This is a genomic window from Acidimicrobiales bacterium, from assembly GCA_034521975.1.
GTDB lineage: Bacteria > Actinomycetota > Acidimicrobiia > Acidimicrobiales > SKKL01 > SKKL01.
On the sequence record JAXHLR010000005.1, the window covers coordinates 265,009 to 282,307 of the forward strand.

At 68.3% G+C, this 17,299-nt stretch carries 16 protein-coding genes; 12 read left to right on the forward strand and 4 right to left on the reverse strand.

Annotated features, from left to right (window positions below):
- Nucleotides 1-23: 23 nt before the first annotated feature.
- Nucleotides 24-1,364, reverse strand: a complete 1,341-nt coding sequence (gdhA, locus tag U5K29_08110; GenBank protein ID MDZ7678502.1) for an NADP-specific glutamate dehydrogenase — start codon at nt 1,362-1,364, stop codon at nt 24-26.
- Between the two features lie 150 nt (nt 1,365-1,514).
- Between gdhA and U5K29_08115 the strand changes: the two genes are divergently transcribed.
- A complete protein-coding gene (locus U5K29_08115) occupies nt 1,515-2,672 on the forward strand; it encodes a PspC domain-containing protein (GenBank protein MDZ7678503.1) in 1,158 nt (385 codons plus the stop codon).
- Nucleotides 2,669-2,860, forward strand: coding sequence for a DUF5668 domain-containing protein (locus tag U5K29_08120; GenBank protein ID MDZ7678504.1), 192 nt, complete (start codon nt 2,669-2,671; stop codon nt 2,858-2,860). Before U5K29_08115 ends, U5K29_08120 begins: the two co-directional genes overlap by 4 nt.
- Here the strand turns inward: U5K29_08120 and U5K29_08125 are convergent.
- Nucleotides 2,843-3,850 (reverse strand): Gfo/Idh/MocA family oxidoreductase, encoded by a 1,008-nt coding sequence (locus tag U5K29_08125; protein ID MDZ7678505.1) that lies wholly within the window; start codon nt 3,848-3,850, stop codon nt 2,843-2,845. The genes U5K29_08120 and U5K29_08125 overlap by 18 nt on opposite strands.
- A gap of 190 nt (nt 3,851-4,040) precedes the next feature.
- On the opposite strand from U5K29_08125, the gene U5K29_08130 reads away from it, so the two are divergent.
- Together U5K29_08130 and U5K29_08135 are read left to right on the forward strand one after the other, a co-directional pair.
- Entirely contained in the window at nt 4,041-4,958 is a 918-nt protein-coding gene (locus tag U5K29_08130) for a D-isomer specific 2-hydroxyacid dehydrogenase family protein (GenBank protein MDZ7678506.1), read from the forward strand.
- Between the two features lie 229 nt (nt 4,959-5,187).
- Nucleotides 5,188-5,826 carry a TetR/AcrR family transcriptional regulator gene (locus tag U5K29_08135; protein ID MDZ7678507.1) on the forward strand — a complete coding sequence of 213 codons (639 nt, stop codon included), beginning with the start codon at nt 5,188-5,190 and terminating at the stop codon, nt 5,824-5,826.
- 34 nt (nt 5,827-5,860) lie between these two features.
- Here U5K29_08135 and U5K29_08140 read toward each other — a convergent pair whose 3' ends face one another.
- On the reverse strand, nt 5,861-6,757 hold the full coding sequence (locus U5K29_08140; GenBank protein ID MDZ7678508.1) for an LLM class flavin-dependent oxidoreductase: 897 nt from the start codon (nt 6,755-6,757) through the stop codon (nt 5,861-5,863).
- A gap of 84 nt (nt 6,758-6,841) precedes the next feature.
- Between U5K29_08140 and U5K29_08145 the strand changes: the two genes are divergently transcribed.
- The 3 genes from U5K29_08145 (at nt 6,842) to U5K29_08155 (ending at nt 10,158) form a co-directional block, all read left to right on the forward strand.
- Nucleotides 6,842-8,377, forward strand: coding sequence for an AMP-binding protein (locus U5K29_08145; protein MDZ7678509.1), 1,536 nt, complete (start codon nt 6,842-6,844; stop codon nt 8,375-8,377).
- Between the two features lie 80 nt (nt 8,378-8,457).
- A complete protein-coding gene (locus tag U5K29_08150) occupies nt 8,458-9,291 on the forward strand; it encodes an enoyl-CoA hydratase-related protein (protein MDZ7678510.1) in 834 nt (277 codons plus the stop codon).
- Between the two features lie 36 nt (nt 9,292-9,327).
- Entirely contained in the window at nt 9,328-10,158 is an 831-nt protein-coding gene (locus U5K29_08155; GenBank protein ID MDZ7678511.1) for a VOC family protein, read from the forward strand.
- Here the strand turns inward: U5K29_08155 and U5K29_08160 are convergent.
- Nucleotides 10,127-10,885, reverse strand: a complete 759-nt coding sequence (locus U5K29_08160) for an SDR family NAD(P)-dependent oxidoreductase (GenBank protein ID MDZ7678512.1) — start codon at nt 10,883-10,885, stop codon at nt 10,127-10,129. The two genes, U5K29_08155 and U5K29_08160, sit on opposite strands and share 32 nt — an antisense overlap.
- Nucleotides 10,886-11,173: 288 nt before the next feature.
- Between U5K29_08160 and U5K29_08165 the strand changes: the two genes are divergently transcribed.
- The 5 genes from U5K29_08165 to U5K29_08185 all read left to right on the forward strand — a co-directional run bounded on the left by U5K29_08165 (nt 11,174) and on the right by U5K29_08185 (nt 17,273).
- A complete protein-coding gene (locus tag U5K29_08165) occupies nt 11,174-11,881 on the forward strand; it encodes a TetR/AcrR family transcriptional regulator (GenBank protein ID MDZ7678513.1) in 708 nt (235 codons plus the stop codon).
- A 190-nt stretch (nt 11,882-12,071) separates the two neighbouring features.
- Nucleotides 12,072-13,397, forward strand: coding sequence for an MFS transporter (locus U5K29_08170; protein ID MDZ7678514.1), 1,326 nt, complete (start codon nt 12,072-12,074; stop codon nt 13,395-13,397).
- Between the two features lie 177 nt (nt 13,398-13,574).
- Nucleotides 13,575-15,197 carry an ABC transporter substrate-binding protein gene (locus U5K29_08175; GenBank protein MDZ7678515.1) on the forward strand — a complete coding sequence of 541 codons (1,623 nt, stop codon included), beginning with the start codon at nt 13,575-13,577 and terminating at the stop codon, nt 15,195-15,197.
- Between the two features lie 347 nt (nt 15,198-15,544).
- Nucleotides 15,545-16,288: an ABC transporter permease gene (locus U5K29_08180; protein MDZ7678516.1), complete on the forward strand. Its 744-nt coding sequence runs from the start codon at nt 15,545-15,547 to the stop codon at nt 16,286-16,288.
- Nucleotides 16,281-17,273: an ABC transporter permease gene (locus tag U5K29_08185; GenBank protein ID MDZ7678517.1), complete on the forward strand. Its 993-nt coding sequence runs from the start codon at nt 16,281-16,283 to the stop codon at nt 17,271-17,273. The genes U5K29_08180 and U5K29_08185 overlap by 8 nt, the downstream gene beginning before the upstream one ends.
- Nucleotides 17,274-17,299: the final 26 nt, after the last annotated feature.

The following is a 17,299-nucleotide window of genomic DNA, read 5'->3' on the forward strand; positions in this document are numbered from 1 at the left end:
GCCCGGCGGCGTCGCGGCCCCGCCTACACCAGTCCGAGCGCCACCATGGCCCGGGCCACCCGCTCGAACCCGGCGATGTTGGCGCCGATCACGTAGTTGCCCTCCTGGCCGTACTCGGCGGCGGTCTCGTAGCACGACGCGTGGATGCTCTTCATGATGTCCTGCAACCGGTCCTCGGTGTAGTCGAAGCTCCACGCGTCGCGGCTGGCGTTCTGCTGCATCTCCAGCGCCGAGGTGGCGACCCCGCCTGCGTTGGCGGCCTTGCCCGGGCCGAACGCGACCCCTGCCTGCTGGAAGGCCCGGACGGCCTCGGGGGTGCAGGGCATGTTGGCACCCTCGGCCACCGCGACACAGCCGTTGGCGATCAGCTTCTCCGCGTCGCGGCCGGTGAGCTCGTTCTGGGTCGCGCACGGCAGCGCCACCTCACAGGCGATCTCCCAGATGACCGCGTGGTCCTTGTAGGCCGCCCCCGGTCTGCGCATGGCGTACTCGCTGATGCGGGCCCGGTCGACCTCCTTCACCTGCTTGAGCAGCGCCAGGTCGATGCCCGCCGGGTCGTGGATCACGCCGTCGGAGTCCGAGCAGGCCACCACCGTGGCGCCGTCCTCGATCAGCTTCTCGATGGCGTAGATCGCCACGTTGCCCGAGCCCGACACCACACAGGTCCGGCCCTCGAGATCCATGCCCTTGACGGCGAGCATCTCCTGGAGGAAGAACACCGTGCCGTAGCCGGTGGCCTCGGTCCGCACGAGCGAACCGCCCCACTCGATGCCCTTGCCGGTGAGCACGCCGGATTCCCACCGGTTGGTGATCCGCTTGTACTGGCCGAACAGCAGGCCGATCTCGCGCGTGCCGACGCCGATGTCGCCCGCCGGCACGTCGGTGTACTCGCCCAGGTGGCGATACAGCTCGGTCATGAAGCTCTGACAGAACCGCATGATCTCCTGATCCGACCGGCCCTTGGGGTCGAAGTCCGACCCGCCCTTGGCGCCGCCGATCGGCAGGTTGGTGAGCGCGTTCTTGAAGATCTGCTCGAACCCGAGGAACTTGACGATCCCGAGGTTCACCGAGGGATGGAACCGCAGCCCGCCCTTGTAGGGACCGAGCGCCGAGTTGAACTCGACCCGGAACCCACGGTTGATGTGCACCTCGCCTCTGTCGTCCTCCCAGGGGACCCGGAAGATGATCTGGCGCTCCGGTTCGCAGATCCGCTGGATGATCTTGCGCCGGGCGAACTCGGGGTGCTTGGAGATGGACGGACCGAGGCAGTCGATCACCTCGCGCACGGCCTGGTGGAACTCGTCCTCGCCGGGGTTGCGATGCAACACCTCGTCGTAGACGTCTTCGAGCTTCTCGTCGATCACTGGAGCACCTTCTGAACGGGGACAGGGGATGCGGCGGCCACAGTACAAGCACCGCTTGTCTGTCATCGAGTTGCAATAAGCGCCGCTTGTGCCATCGCGGATGACCTTCGTCCCTGTTCTCATCACTGATCGCGTAGGCAAACTGGGGGCATGGAACCCCACGCCACTTCGCCGGGACCGCAGCCCCAACTGCGCCGGAGCCGGACCGACCGGGTGATCGCCGGGGTGTGCGGTGGTGTCGCCCACCACCTCGGCCTCGACCCCGTCCTCACCCGGATCGTCATGGTGGTCCTGGTGGTCTTCGGCGGTTCCGGCCTCCTCCTCTACCTGATCGGCTGGATCGTCATCCCCTCCGAACCCGAAGGCGAGGCTGGGCCCGCCGAATCCATCCTCGACACAGCGGGCACCTGGCGCGTCGCCCTCGGCGCGGTGCTCATCGGCGTCGGCATCTTCACCCTGGTGGACCAGTTCGTCCCGTCCCTTCGCTCTCTGGTCGGGCCGTTGCTGCTCATCGCCGCCGGTCTCGGCGTGCTGCTGCTCGCCACCGACCGCCGCCCGTCGCGCCGGAGCCACCACGGCCCCGACGCCGAGGACGACGCCGAGCTCGACCAGCCCGTGGTGCTGCACCCGCCCCCGGCACCGGGAACCGACCCCCCGTCGCGCCCCGCTGTCGCCGACACGGACCACGACGCCGCCACGGCACCGGATGACCGGCCGGGCCGCATCGTGCTCGGCGCGCTGCTGATCCTCGGTGGCGGCCTGTGGCTGGTCGACCTCTCAGGTGCGGCCGAGCTCAACTGGCGGGTGGTGCTGCCCGCCACGCTCATCGTCGTCGGGATCGCCACCATGGTCCTCGCCTGGCGCGGCCGCTCCGGAGCCCTGGTCGGCTGGGGCATCGTGCTCGCCTTCGTGGTGGCCGCGGCCAGCGTGCTCCCCACCCATCTCAGCGTCTCGGTCGGGGAGCGCACCCAGCGTCCCCAGACCATTGCCGACCTGGCCGACGACTACGCCTTGGGCATGGGGACCCTCACCATCGACCTGCGTGGCCTCGACCTCGACGGCGACCGGTCGCTCGGGGCGAGCGTCGGCATGGGCGAGCTGGTGGTGTTGGTCCCGCCCGACGTGGGGCTCGAGGTCGACGCCTCGGTCGGCGCCGGCGACGCCCAGGTGCTCGACCGGTCGAACGACGGGGTCGGTGTCGGCCTCACCGCCTCGTTCCCACCCTCCGACGAGGCAGCGAGCACGGATCCGGTGACGCTCACGCTCGACCTGTCGGTCGGGCTCGGACAGATCGAGGTGCGGCGATGAACCCAAGGGTCGAACACGGAGCGCTGGTGGCCGGCATGGTCTTCGTCGTCGTCGGGGTGGCGTTCCTGCTCCAAGAGCTCGACGTGTGGGAGGTCCAGCTCCCGCACCTGCTGGCCGTGCTCCTGATCGGTCTCGGCGCGGCCCTGCTGGTGGACCGCTCCCCAGACGCGTCACCAGGCGGGGGCTGACACCTCGACGGGACGGCCCGAGGTCGCCGACTCGTAGGCCGCGACGATCACCGCCACCGCCGCTCGGCCGTCGGCCGCGTTGACGGTCGGGGTGCCGCCGGTGACCGCCTCGACGAACACCGACTCGATCCCCGGCGTCGCCTGTTCGGGTGACCGCAGCCGCTCCTCGGTGCCGTCGGAGCGGATCAGGCGGGGCGGCCCCGTGGAGTCGAGCCGCAGCGACGCGTCGTCGCCCGAGAGCTGCACCACGTTGGCCGGTCCCTCCCAGCTCGCCACCACCTCGGCGATCGCCCCCGAACCGAATCGCAGGCGGGCTTCGGCACGGGTCTCGACATCGCCCCGCTCCCCGGCGACCGCCGCGGTCACCTCTACCACCTCGGCCCCGATCGCCAGCCGCAGCAGGTCGATGATCGGAACCCCGAGGTCCATGAGCGCACCACCCCCCGACTTGGATCGTTCGAGGTACCAGGAAGCGGCGGGGTAGAGGTGGTCGGGGCCCCGGTGCCCGAGCTCCACCCGGGCCCGGGTGATCGGACCGACCTTGCCCGAGCGGGCCGCATCGGCCAGCGCCGCGTACGGACCGATGAACCGGACGCTGTGGGCAGGCACCAGCATCTTGCCCTTGCGGGCCGCCGCCTTCAGCAGCGCATCGGCCTCCTTGACCGTGATGGCCATGGGCGACTCGACCAGCACGTGTTTGCCCGCCTCGAGGGCGGCCATCGCCATCTCGGCGTGGAGATGGTTCGGCGTGGCGACGTCGACCGCGTCGATGTGGGGCGACGCCACCAGCTGGCGCCAGTCGTCGGTGGCCATCGCCTCACTGCTGGACTGGGCAGCCGCGGCTTCGGCATCGGCCAGCGGCTTGCTGGCGAAGCGGATCACCTGCGCGCCCGCCTCCTCGAGCCGTGGCAGATGCACCCGCCGGGCCGCGTCGCCACACCCGATGATCCCGATCCGCAAGCCCTCGTCCCCCCGTTGGTGCATCGTCATCGACATCAACCTCCGCCTTGGTCCATCGGCATGTCAAGCCCGCTCCTCAACCACCTCCGGTCCGAGGTTGCCGTCGTGAGCGTTGCTCTAGAGTCGTCGATCACGCAGATCGCCGCCGTGGAGGGCGGCGGATAGGGAGGTCACGCCCCATGTTCGAGACGCTCGTCGGTGCGAGTCCGGACGGTGGACGGTGAGCGCGCCGAAGGTGGCCGTGGCGCCACGATCCGGACGCTACGAGTCGTTGGTGGCCGCGGTCGAGCAGGGCGGGGGAGTGGTCGTGGACCCGACCGAGGCCGATGCCCTGGTGTGGGCCGACGCCGCGCGACCCGACCTGCTGCCAGACGTGCTGGCGTCGGCACCCCGGCTGCGGTGGGTGCAGCTTCCCTTCGCCGGGATCGAGAACTTCGTCGACCTGCTGGACCGCGAGCGGACATGGACCTGCGGCAAGGGCGTCTACGCACCACCGGTCGCCGAACACGCCCTGGCCATGACCCTCGCCGGACTGCGGCACCTCGTGGGCTATGGCCGGGCGACGCGGTGGGAGGGTCCCGCCGGCCAGAACCTGTTGGGGGCCGAGGTGGTGATCCTCGGTGGCGGCGAGATCACCCGCGTCCTGCTCGGCTTGCTCGACCCGTTCGGCTGCACCACCACGGTGGTGCGCAACCGCGACGAAGCGGTACCGGGCGCCACCCGCACCGTCGGCCCCGACCGGTTGCCCGACGTGCTCCCCGGAGCCGACGTCGTGGTGCTGGCACTGGCGCTCACCCCCGAGACCACCGGCATCATCGGTGCGGCCGAGCTCGAGCTCATGGCCGATCACGCGTGGCTCGTCAACGTGGCCCGCGGGCGCCACGTCGTCACCGACGAACTCGTCGCCGCCCTGAGCGAGGGCGCGATCGGGGGCGCCGGCCTCGACGTCACCGACCCCGAACCGTTGCCATCCGAGCACCCCCTGTGGTCGTTGCCCAACGTGCTCATCACCCCGCACGTGGGCAACACACCCGAGATGGGGGTCCCGCTGCTGGCGGCGCGGGTGACCGAGAACGTGCGCCGCTTCGCCGCCGGGGACGAACTGCTCGGCGTGGTGGACATCGATCTGGGCTACTGAGACCTGGGCTCCTGGTCGGTGATCCGATGCCTCAGATGTCTGCCTCTGATGTCTGCCTCAGATGTCTCCCGACCGGCCGGCGATGGTTCGAAACCGACTCGCCGACCGGTCCGGAGCGCTCCCCCTGATACCGAACAGTGTAGACACAGGTGTGTACACTGCACAAGCGCGACGTTGCCACACTGACCACCGAGCACGTTCCGCTCACCCGGGGGAGACCAGCGGCACGATGGCCATCGACGACACCACCGACATCGCCACCGATCACGACGGCCCCCGGCGCCTCATGGGCCGCGACGAGCGCCGCCGGCAGATCCAGCGAACCGCCGCCCGCGCCTTCGCCCGCGAGGGGTTCGTCTCCACCTCGATCGACGACGTCGCCACCGAGGCCGGCATCACCCGCGCCATCGTCTACCGCCACTTCGACTCCAAGGAGGCGCTCTACCGCGCAGTCCTTCTCGACGTCAGCGAGCGACTCGGCGAGGAGTTCCAGCGCCGCCTCGCCGCGCCCCAGAGCGGTGTCACCATCTACACCCACCTCACCGTGGCCCGCGAGGACCCCGACGGCTACCGCCTGCTGTGGGAGCACTCGCCGCGCGAGCCCCGCTTCGCCGACTACGTCGAGGACTTCCAGGAACGGTCGCTGCGTTCGACCGCCCGCCTGTTCGAGGGCCGGATCGAGGACGAGGCCAAGCGTCGCTGGGCGGTGCGCCAGACCCTGTCGCTGATCGTGTCGTCGGTGCTTCTGTGGCTCGACGAAGGCGACCCGGCCGACGATCCCGAGTTCCTCCGCTTCGCCACCGACGGCTTGTGGGCCGCCATCAACGCCTGGCGGGAGAAAGAGCCCGACCCCGCCCCCGAGCGATAGGGCTCCAGCCACCCACCGGCGCTGCCCGTGTGGTTCAGTTCTCGAGGGGGAGCACGGCCTCGGCCAGGGCCGCGAGCTCGTCGCCCCAGGTGGCCGGCTCGACCAGGGGCAGCATCACGAACTTCGATGCGCCGACCTCGGTGAAGGCCCGGATCCGATCGGCCAGAGCGTCGAAGCCGACGGGGATGATCTCGGACGGATCGAGCTCGGGGCGGCGTCGCTGGAGGAACGCCGCGATCGCGGAGGGGAGCTCGCCGTGGGCGTAGGCCAACAACACCCCGTAGTGCTCCTCCTCGATCTCGCGCTCGTGGTCGGCCGCCACCTGGCGGATGGTGGTGATCCCCTCGCCGACCTCGGACGGGGTGCAGAACGAGGGGAGCCAGCCGTCGCCCAGCCTCCCCACGCGACGCAGCTCCGAGGGGGCCACCCCTCCCATCCACACCTCGAGGGGGTCCTGCACCGGTCGCGGTAGCACCCGCACCCCTTCGAGTTGGAAGCGCTCGCCGTCGTGGTCGACGGGTTCGCCCGACCAGAGCCGGCGGATGAGCGGCAGCGCCTCGTCGAAGATCTTGGCTCGCTCCTCGCGCGTGACCCCGAAGGCCTGGTGCTCGACCGCCTCGGCCGCTCCCAACCCGAAGGCGGGGAGCAACCGGCCATTCGACATGCGATCGAGGCTGGCGAGCTGCTTGGCCACCACCACCGGGTTGCGTCCCGGCAGCACCATCACGCTCATGCCGAACTTCAGGCGGGTGGTGTTGGCCGCGGCCATGGTCATGGCCACCACCGGGTCGGGAGCCTCACCGCTGAGACGGTCAGACACCCACAACGAGTCGAACCCCAGGCGTTCGAGGTCCTGCACCAGGGAGACGAAGCGATCGGGGTCGGTGGTCTGGCTGCGGGTCCCGAGACCGAAGCCGATGCGGATCTTCATGTCCCGATCCTGTCACGTGGCGACCGGCGCGGCCGGGGTCGCTAGCGTGACCGACACGTTGGCCGACTCGACAAGGGGGACAGGGTGAAGGTCGCTCTCAGCGTGATGGACTTCCTCGACCGGGGTGCGACGGTCTACCGGGACCGTGTGGCGCTGGTCGATGAACCCGACCAGCCGGCACCGCCACTGCCGGACCTCACCTTCGGCGACCTGGCCGCCAGGGCCCGCGCCCAGGCGGCCGCGCTCGACGAGCTCGGCGTCGGGGTGGGCGAACGGGTCGCGATCGTGTCCCACAACGCCGCCCGCGTCGCCGCCTCCATGTTCGGCGTCGCCGGATCCGGACGCATCTACGTGCCGATCAACTTCCGGCTCAGCGCCGCCGAGGTGGGCTACATCGTCGACCACTGCGGGGCATCGGTGCTGCTCGTCGACCCCGAGCTGGACGAGGCGCTGGCCGGGGTGGGTGCGCGGCACCGCTATGTGCTCGGCGCCGAGTCCGACGAGGCGCTGCACGACTGGAACGCCGAACCGCGTCCCTGGGAGCCCGACGAGGACGCCACCGCGTTCATCAACTACACCAGTGGCACCACCGCCCGACCCAAGGGCGTCCAGCTCACCCACCGCAGCACGTGGCTCAACTCGACCACCTTCGGCTGGCAGGCCGGGGTCAACGACCGCGACGTCTACCTCCACACCCTGCCCATGTTCCACGTGAACGGCTGGGGCATGCCCTTCGGCCTCTGCGGCATGGGTGCCCGCCAGATCGTGTTGCGCAAGGTCGACGGGGCCGAGATCCTGCGCCGCATCGAGGCCCACGGGGTCACCCTGTTGAACGGTGCCCCGGCGGTGCTCAACGCCATCCTCGACGCCGCCGTGGACTGGGACGGGCCGATCCCCGGGCGCGACCGCGTGCGCATGATCGTCGCCGGCGCCCCGCCACCCACCCGGACCATCGAGCGGGCCATGACCGAGCTGGGGTGGGAGTTCATCCAGATCTACGGCCTCACCGAGACCTCGCCGCTGCTCACCATGAACCGCATGCGCGCCGAGTGGGACGACCTGCCCGCTGCCGAGCAGGCCGCCAAGCTGTCGAGGGCCGGCGCCCCGGCGCTCGGCGTCCGCCTGAGGATCACCGGCCAGGGCGAGGTGGCCGCACGCAGCAACCACGTGCTCGAGGGCTACTGGGAACAGCCCGAGGCCACCGACGCAGCCGTCGTCGACGGCTGGTTCCACACCGGCGATGGTGGTTACCTCGACGACGAGGGGTACCTCACCATCTCCGACCGCAAGAAGGACGTGATCATCTCGGGTGGTGAGAACGTGTCGTCGATCGAGGTCGAGGACGCGCTGTTCTCCCACCCCGCGGTGGCCGAGGTCGCCGTCATCGGTGTGCCCGACGACAAGTGGGGCGAGACGGTGAAGGCGCTGGTCGTGCTGGCGGCAGGGCAGGAGGCGACCGAGCGCGATCTCATCGACCACTGCCGCGAGCGGTTGGCGCACTACAAGTGCCCGACCTCGGTCGAGCTGCGCGCCGAGCTGGCCCGCACCGCCACCGGCAAGCTCCAGAAGTTCAAGCTCCGCGAGCCGTTCTGGGAGGGCCACGACCGACAGGTCAACTGAGGCCTGCCCCGGCCTGGCGACACCACCACGGAAACGATACTAGAGTCTGGTTACAGTCTGAGTCGTCCGCGGAGGTTGAGATGAGCGAGTCCCTGGTGCTGGTAGACGAGCCGGTCGAACGTGTGCGTCGCGTCACGCTCAACCGTCCCGAGAAGCGCAACGCCCTCAACGCATCGCTGCGCAGGGCGATCCTCGACACCTTGGGCGAGCACGACGCGGACCCTGATGTATCGCTCACCATCGTCCGGGGCGCGGGATCCTGCTTCTCCGCTGGCTACGACCTCAATCCCGGACCCGACGAGGCTGGCGACGGCTACCCGAGAGGCGGTGGTGTCGGCAGCTTCCAGCGTGAGGTCACCGAGGGATGGATGAGCATCTGGGACCTCGCAAAGCCGGTGATCGCCCAGGTGCACGGCTACTGCCTCGCCGGTGGCTCGGAGCTGGCCACGGGATGCGATCTGGTCTACGCGGCGGACGATGCGCAGATCGGGTATCCCGCCGTTCGCTTCGGAACGCCCGACATGCAGTACCACGCGTGGTTGCTCGGGATGCGGCGCGGCATGGAGCTGATGCTCACAGGTGACTCGATCAGTGGGAAGGAAGCGGCCGAGCATGGGTTCGCGACCCGGTCCTTCCCTGCTGAGGAGCTCGAGGAGCGGGTGCTCGATGTTGCCACCCGTATCTCGCACATCCCGAGCGACGTGGTGCAGATCAACAAGCGCACCGTCCACCGGGCGATGGCGGTGATGGGGATGCCCGACGCGATCCGCGGCGGAACCGAGCTCAGTGCACTCGCCGTTCACACCGAGGGCTTTCAGGCCTTCATGGAGGCCCGCGACTCCGGCGGGCTCGTGGGCGCGCTCAACCAGCGCGACGGCCAGTTCGGCGACTATCGAACAGGGCACGGGACGTGATCGTTTCGGCGCCCCCTGCTCGCAGGCTTCGTTCCGATGGTTGATCGACCGGTCTTCGACCACGTGGCGGTGGCGGTGCACCACTGGTCCGATGGGTTCCCGACCTTCATCGAAGAGCTCGGCGGCGGTTGGTGCCGTGGTGGTGTGGCGGTCGACTTTGCTCCGTGCCAGCTCGCCTTCGAGCACGGCATGAAGGTGGAGCTGCTGGAGCCCCCCGCCGACGGTGGCGGTTTCGTGGCCAGGTTCCTGGACGGACGAGGTCCGGGGCCGCACCACATCACCTTCAAGGTGCCCGAGCTCGACGCGTTCATCCGAGGCTGCAGCGAGCTCGGCCTCGAGTTGCTCCCCGATCACATCGACGTGCCGGATCGCCGTGAGGCCTTCGTCCACCCCAAGGCCAGCGGGTTGGGGACCTTGCTACAGGCGATCCAGGCCGACGAGAGCTTCGACCGGACGACGTCTGCTCCGGTTGGTTTCCCGATACCCGAGGGTCCAGCGCACGCGTTGGCGTGGGTTGGCTTGTCGGTCCGCGACCTCGCCGCCGCGCTGAAGCTGTTCGGGCGGGTGCTCGGCGGTCGGGTCACGATCGACGGCTCCACCGACCGGGGCAGCTGGGCCCTCGTGGAGTGGGAACCCGGGCGGCGCCTGCTGGTGCTGGGCCCCATGGCAGCTCGATCCATCGGTCGAAACGGGGGAGCCCTCGGCGTGGATCACCTCCTCTTCACACCGCCGGGTGCAGCCCTGCCCGTACCCTGGTCTTTGGGCGATGCTGTCCCGCTCACGTCGGGCGATGCCATAGGCGCCCGGAGCGTGCTGTTCGGTTCCTGGTCGGGTTCTAGGCGCCCAGCCCGCCGTCGACGCGGATGATCTCGCCGGTCACATACGATGAGGCATCGGCGCACAGCCAGGCCACGGTCCTGCCCAGTTCGGCGGGTTGAGCAGCCCTCCCGAGCGGCACCGTGGCGCGGAGGCCGTCCTCCCCTTGGGACTCGAGGACGAACCGGGTCATGTCGGTCTCGAAGATGCCAGGAGCGACCGCGTTCACGCGCACGCCGTGGGGGGCTAGCTCGAGGGCGAGTGTCCTGGTCAACGAGTTCACCGCCGCCTTGCTGGCGCTGTACGCGCCCTGGGTCGCAGTTCCCCTGAGACTCCCGACGGTAGAGACGAAGACCATGGAGCCGTGCCCCCCGCTGTCGACGAGATGGTTGATGGTGGCCTTCGCCGTGTGGAAGGCGCCGTCCAGGTCGACGCTGAGGATCTTTCTCCACCGGTCGACCGGGAGATCGGCGATCGCGAGGTTCGGGCTGGCGATGCCAGCGTTCCCTATCACGATCTCGAGTCCCCCGAGCTCGCGCACCAGCGAGTTCACGGCGGTCTCCACGTCCTCCCACACCGCGACGTCGGCTTGGGCGATCGGTGCATGCCGGCCGAGTGCCTCGATCTCGGCCGCTACCTCCTTCGCCTCGTCCGCACGCTTGCGGTAGACGAGGCCGACGTCGGCGCCGGCCCGCGCGAGCTCGAGAGCGATGCCTCGTCCGAGGCCACGTGACCCACCGGTGACGATCGCTCTGCAACCTTCGAGGATGTCGACCATGGGAAGTTCTCCGTTCTGCCGCCAGCCGAAATGGAAGTATAATCTAACTATAGTTGCCAGCTGGATTCGGCGTGGCTGGGCTTCCGGGCTGCGAAGTCGGCCGAGTGATATGGTGCCGAACCGGTTGGATCGGTGAGTTCGCAGGACGTGAGCGCGTCACCGATGGCATCCCCATCGATGGCTACCCAGGGATTGCGGTGGAGTTATGGAAGCGTGCAACGTCTCGGAAGTGGCCGATCCGTCGCGGCAACCGTTGCGAGCGGAGGCTGGATGCGCTCGGGTGGCCTGTTGACCGCAGACGACGCCGACCTGGACCTGGGCAGTGCTGCGCCTGGTGGCGGGGAGGTGTTCAGTGGTGCCCGGAAGGCGGGCGTACGGGTGCTGTCGCCGAAGCAGCAGTCTCGGCGTACCGATGTGGTCGAGGCAGCCCTCGAGCTCGGGCGCAAGGGAGGCTACGCGGCCGTTCAGATGCGCGAGGTGGCCAGCGAGGCGAACGTTGCTCTGGGCACCCCCTACCACTACTTCTCGTCCAAGGACCACCTCTTGGCCGAGGCCATGGCCGCGTGGGCAGAGCAGCTCTCTGGTCGTATCGACACCCGACCGCTCAAGGGCTCCACGGCTGCGGAACAGCTGAGCAACTACTACACCCGTGCCTGTCACGCGCTCGCGAGCGAGCCTGCCCTCACCTCGGCGATGGTCACGGCACTGGCATCCACCGATACGGGGGTCGCCAGGTCGGTAGCAAGGCTGAACGCAGATGTGACGGCCACCGTGACAGCGGTGCTCGACGGTCACTACCAGCCTGAGGTGTGCCGAGGCATCGTCTCGGTTCTGGGCCACGTCTGGTACTCGTCGCTCATCTCATGGGTGTCGGGCCGGCGCAGCCTCGACGAGGTCGCTGGCGAACTGGAGAAGGCCATCGGCGTCCTCTGTCGAGGGGCGGAGACGCCGTCGAGCGTTGAGCGCGCCTTCGAAGTTGGCTCGGACGGTCCCTAGTCCAGCGCTTCGGGGTCACCGGCGCAGCACTGACCGCTTCGCCGGCCGATCGCGCATCGCCGAGCCCCGCCCGCCGTCGGCATGCATGAGGGGGCGCCAAGACGTCTCCTTGCCGTGCTGGCGGTCTAGATCTAGATTCTAGATATCCCGGCAGTATCCCGGGGGCCCAGTGAGGACGTGGAGGTTCTTGGTGCAGAAGCCGGTGCTGGACTCGGGACCTCGTGAGGTCGACAACGAGACCGGAGGGCCACCCAGCGCAGAGGGCGGTGTTGGCGCGTCCGACGCCTCGGGTGCGGCCACCGGCAGGAGGAGAGCGGACGGCGTCCGCACCCTGTTCGGCATGCGGGACTTCCGCAACTACTGGTACGGGTCCGCCGTGTTCGGAATCGGGATCTGGGCGTTCTTGACCGCGATGGGATGGACGGCGCTCGAGCTCACCGACTCCGCCTTCGCGGTGAGCCTGACGAACGTCGTGTACTTCTTGCCGATGTTCGTGTTCGCACTCCCCGCCGGCGTGCTCGCCGACGTGTGGGACCGTCGGTGGACGGCGATCGTCGTCCGCGCAGGTGGTGGGCTGGTCGCCGTCGCCCTCGCGCTTCTCGCCGGCACCGCTGCTCTGAGCTTCACGTGGCTCCTGGTCCTCTCGTTCCTCGTCGGTCTCTCGGTCATCGGGGAGCTGGCCTCGCGCCAGGCGTACATCGCTCAGATCGTCACGCCCGACCGGCTCACCAACGCCACCGCCCTCACCTCGTTCCAAGGCGGGGTGGCCCGGGTCGTGGGGCCGTTGATGGCGGGATGGTTCATCGACAGGTTCGGCGACTCCGGCGGTTACGCGATGTTTGCGGTCTCGAACCTGTTGTTCGTCGTGTTCTTCCTCCGGATCCGCACCCCTGGGACGGCACCGACCCGTGAGCGCCGCCGGATGCGAACCGAGCTGGTCGATGGCCTCGGGTACCTGAGACGGCACCGCGATGCCGCCACGATCGTGATGATGAGCGTGTTCACCGGCACGGTGGGCTGGGTCTATCTCGCGCTGATGCCGGTGATGGCGCGCGACGTGCTCGATGGCGATGCGGTGGTGCTCGGATCGCTCAGCATGGCGGTGGGCCTGGGCTCGATCCCCGGAGCCCTCCTCCTCTCGCTCCGGAACCGCGTCGCGGGTGAGGGGCGCATCTACATCGCGTCCCTGCTGGTCTGGGGCGCGGGCATCATCGTCTTCGGCGCCTCCCGTTCGCTGCCCCTCTCCCTGATCGCACTGTTCGTCGGCGGCGTCGGTTTCGGGATGCAGACCATCCTGTCGCGGACGCTTCTCCTGCGGATCGTGGATGCGGCGTACCACGGGCGCGTACTCGGGCTTCTCATGCTGACCTGGGGCGCCAACATCGTTGGCACGCTCACCGCGGGCTCGTTGGCGGACCTCCTCAGCGTGTCGGTGGTGATCGGTGCATCGGGAACGCTGGTCGTGATCCTCACCATCGGCTTGGTGGCCGGCAACCGTCGTGTGGCCGAGCTGTGACATGGCCTGGGCGCGCCACTGGTCGCTGGCGGGTTCGAACCTGCCTTGACACGGTCGGACGTAGATCTAGAATTCGGTTCACCAGAGCAGTGGCGTTTGACACGCGGCATGGCCTGGACTTAGATGAACCGGGTTCTAGAACTCGTTCAGTTCCACTAGACGGAGGGAAGTAACTGTATGCGGAAGCTGCGTTTGTGCCTGATCGCCGCGCTCCTGGTCTTGGCGGCCTGTGGGAGCGGAGATGACGGCGAACCCGCTGCGGGGGCCGGCGACGATCCCGACGAGGAGCAGTCACCGGACGACCAAGACGGCGGGGACCAGAACGGGGAGGATGAGGCCGGTGAGCCGGTTGCGGGTGGAACTCTCACCTACGGCATCTATGCCGAATCCACTGGCTACGACCCGATCAAGCGCAGCACGACCTATGCCAACCCGGCGATCTACGACTCGTTGATGCGCTTCGACGACGAGGGCAACGTCGAGCCCTACATGGCCGAGTCCATGGAGACCGAGGACAACATCACCTGGACGATGACGCTCCGCGAGGGCATCAACTTCCACGATGGCACGCCGCTGGACGCCGAGGCGGTGATCTTCAGCATCGAGCGACACCTCGACCCCGACAACGCCTCGGGTGCATTCGCCCTCGCCGAGCCGATCGAATCGATGGAGGCGATCGACGACCTCACCATCGAGTTCACGCTGAGCCGGCCGTTCGCGCCGTTCGCGGCGTCGTTCGCCCAGGCCAATGGCATTGGTCTGATCCCGTCGCCGACAGCAGTGGAAGAGCTCGGTGACGACTTCAACCTCAACCCGGTCGGTGCCGGTCCATTCAAGTTCGTGGAGTGGATCCCCGATGACCGGCTCGTCCTCGAGAAGAACGAGGATTACTGGCAGGAGGGCCTGCCCTACCTCGATGAGATGATCTACCGTCCGATCGCCGACACCCAGACCCGCCAGCAGGCGATCCTCAACGGTGACGTCGACCTCACCTACATGATCACCGCACGCGAGATCCTCGATGCCCAGGAGCAAGGCAACCTCCAGGTGCTCTCGGAGCAGGCGAACGGCGGTGAGGGCATCGTCCTCAACGACAACCGTCCGCCGTTCGACGATCCACGAATTCGCGAGGCGTTCGTCGCGTCGCTGAACCTCGACGTGATCGCCGACGTCCGCCTCGGCGGTCAGCGCGACTGGGCAGGGACCGTCGGGCTCATCGCTCCGGACTCGCCGGTGTACAACGAGACCAAGCACGATGTCTGGCCGGACTTCGACCCCGACCGAGCGAGGAGCCTCATCGAGGACTACGAGTCCGAGGGGAACGACGCCAGCTTCACCTTCGTCCTCCCCAACACGCCCGACAGGCGAGCGTTCGCCGAGATGGCCGGCCAGTTCTTCCGTGATGTCGACTGGGACGTGGAGATGGAGTTCCTCGACATCTCCGAGTTCGTGACCGGCATCCTCCAGACCGGCGACTTCGAGGCCGCCATCATGTCCTATCCCGCCTTCATCGGTGAGTACCCACAGATGTGGAACGCCTACCACAGCACCGGGCTCTCCAACTGGGCGCACTTCGAGGATGCCGAGGTCGACGCCGCACTCGAACGTGCCGTCTCGGCTACCGACGAAGCTGCTCAAGTCGAGGCGTGGAAGGAAGTTCAGGTCCTCGTCGCCGAGAAGATCCCCTTCGCCACCTACGGACGTCCTCCGTCGGCACTCATCACCCAGGACGACGTCCACGGCGTCGACAAGTACCCGGACAACACCCTGTGGCCAGCGACGCTCTGGATCGAGCAGTAGCGACCACCGGCACCGGTGCCGGGGTCGGTGCGGCGTCAGCGCCGCACCGACCCCGCGGCCGCCGCCCTGGGCGCCAACCCCGGCAGCTGAACCCGTTCTGAACGCGCCGGGCGGCACCCGTCCCCCCGACTGAAGGAGTTGCACCAAGCCGTGCGCAGTGCTTTCCGACGAGCCCGCCACCTACTGATCGTCCTGCTCATCGTGACGGTGGGAACGTTTCTGCTCATCGACCTCCTACCGGGCGATCCCGCAGCAGCGTTGCTCGGCGAAACGGCGCAACCCGAACAGATCGAGAGGGTTCGCGACGACCTGGGACTCGATGATCCTCTCCCCGTCCGCTATGTGAGATGGCTGGGGGCGTCGTCACGGGTGACTTCGGGGAGTCGTATCGGACGAACCAGCCCGTCCTCACCAACCTCGCCAACCGGGTACCGGTGTCGCTCGAGCTCATGGTCTTGGCCCAGGCCGTCGCGCTCTTGATCGCCATGCCGCTCGGCATCTACACGGCGTACCGGCCCGGCAGGAACTTCGACAAGACGACGATGGCCATCGGCTTCGGTCTCGTCTCCTTGGCTCCGTTCATCCTCGCGATGTTGCTCATCCTGCTCTTCGCGGGTCAGCTCAACCTCCTACCCGCCACCGGCTTCACGCGATGGAGCAACGATCCACTGGGCAACCTCCGCTCGCTGATCCTGCCAACCATGACCCTCGCGCTGAGCCAGGTGGCCATCTACCACCAGCTGCTGCGCTCCGATATGATCGCGACGCTGCAGTCGGACCACGTACTCATGGCCAAGTCCAAGGGATTGCCGACGTGGCACGTGCTCATCCGCCACGCGCTGCGCCCGTCGTCGTTCTCACTGCTCACGCTCACCGGCGTGAACGTGGGACGGCTCATCGGCGGGTCGGTGATCGTCGAGGTCATCTTCGGCATCCCGGGCATCGGGCAGATGCTCGTGCAGTCGATCTACAACCGCGACTTCATCGTTCTTCAGGGCGCCCTGCTCTTCGTCGCCGCCGCCTATGTCCTCGTCAACATGATCGTGGACATCATGTACACCTTCCTCGACCCGAGGGTGAAAAGTGCCTGACGACCAGAATCCAGCCGCCAAGGTGGAGTCGGTCCCGACCGATCCCGCCGACCGAGTTCAAGAGATCCATCCCTTGGAGGACCAAGCTGCGGAGACCGGCGCTCGCACCCCCCGAGACCTCGGGGAGGATGCGTTGCCGCCAGCCCCCGACGACGATCCGGCGGTGCGGCGGAAGCCGCTCGCCATCGCCTACTGGCTCGCTGTGGGTTGGGTGGTCCTGGTACTCGCCGCCGCGGTGTTCGCCGACCTCCTGCCACTTCCGGATCCGATCGAGTCGGACTTCACCGTCCTCGCTCAGCCGCCGTCGCTGGATCACCCCTTGGGCACCGATGAGGTCGGCCGAGACATCCTCTCTCGATCGGTGTTCGGCGCTCGAGTCTCACTCGTCGTCGGCATCTCCTCGGTACTGCTCGGGCTCGTCATCGGCGGACTCTTCGGACTGGGGGCGGGCTACCTTCGTGGCCGGACCGAGCGAGTGATCATGACCATGACCGACGCGCTTCTCGCCCTCCCGGCCCTGGTCCTGCTACTGACCATCGCCGCGGTGCTCGGCCAGAGCTTGCGGAACATCGTGCTCGGCCTCGCCATTCTGAGCATCCCCACGTTCATCCGCCTCACACGCGCGAGCACGCTGGTGGTCTCCCAGCGGGAGTTCGTGATGGCGTCGCGCTCCTACGGCTCGCGGGCGGTACGGGTGATGCTGCGGGAGATCCTTCCCAACGTCGTGCCCCCCGTTGCCGCGTACTCGTTCATCATCATCGGTGTGGTCATCGTTGCCGAGGGGTCGTTGAGCTTCCTCGGCCTCGGTGTGCCCCCGCCCACGCCAAGCTGGGGCGGCATGATCGCCGGGGGGCGGATCTCCTTGACCGAGACGCCGCACATCGCGTTGAGCCCCAGCCTCGTCATGTTCCTGACTGTGCTGTCGTTCAACTTCATCGGTGAGCGGCTCAGGAAGAAGTTCGACGTGAAGGAGAGCTCGCTGTGAGGCTGAGTGGGAACGGTTTCAGGAGC

Coding starts and splice junctions, on each gene's coding strand:
- U5K29_08150 (MDZ7678510.1), top strand. CDS start 8,458: ATGAGCGAGTCCCTGGTGCTGGTAGACGAGCCGGTCGAACGTGTGCGT.
- U5K29_08115 (MDZ7678503.1), top strand. CDS start 1,515: ATGGAACCCCACGCCACTTCGCCGGGACCGCAGCCCCAACTGCGCCGG.
- U5K29_08135 (MDZ7678507.1), top strand. CDS start 5,188: ATGGCCATCGACGACACCACCGACATCGCCACCGATCACGACGGCCCC.
- U5K29_08180 (MDZ7678516.1), top strand. CDS start 15,545: ATGGCTGGGGGCGTCGTCACGGGTGACTTCGGGGAGTCGTATCGGACG.
- U5K29_08120 (MDZ7678504.1), top strand. CDS start 2,669: ATGAACCCAAGGGTCGAACACGGAGCGCTGGTGGCCGGCATGGTCTTC.
- U5K29_08175 (MDZ7678515.1), top strand. CDS start 13,575: ATGCGGAAGCTGCGTTTGTGCCTGATCGCCGCGCTCCTGGTCTTGGCG.
- U5K29_08125 (MDZ7678505.1), bottom strand. CDS start 3,850: ATGACGATGCACCAACGGGGGGACGAGGGCTTGCGGATCGGGATCATC.
- U5K29_08155 (MDZ7678511.1), top strand. CDS start 9,328: ATGGTTGATCGACCGGTCTTCGACCACGTGGCGGTGGCGGTGCACCAC.
- U5K29_08140 (MDZ7678508.1), bottom strand. CDS start 6,757: ATGAAGATCCGCATCGGCTTCGGTCTCGGGACCCGCAGCCAGACCACC.
- U5K29_08160 (MDZ7678512.1), bottom strand. CDS start 10,885: ATGGTCGACATCCTCGAAGGTTGCAGAGCGATCGTCACCGGTGGGTCA.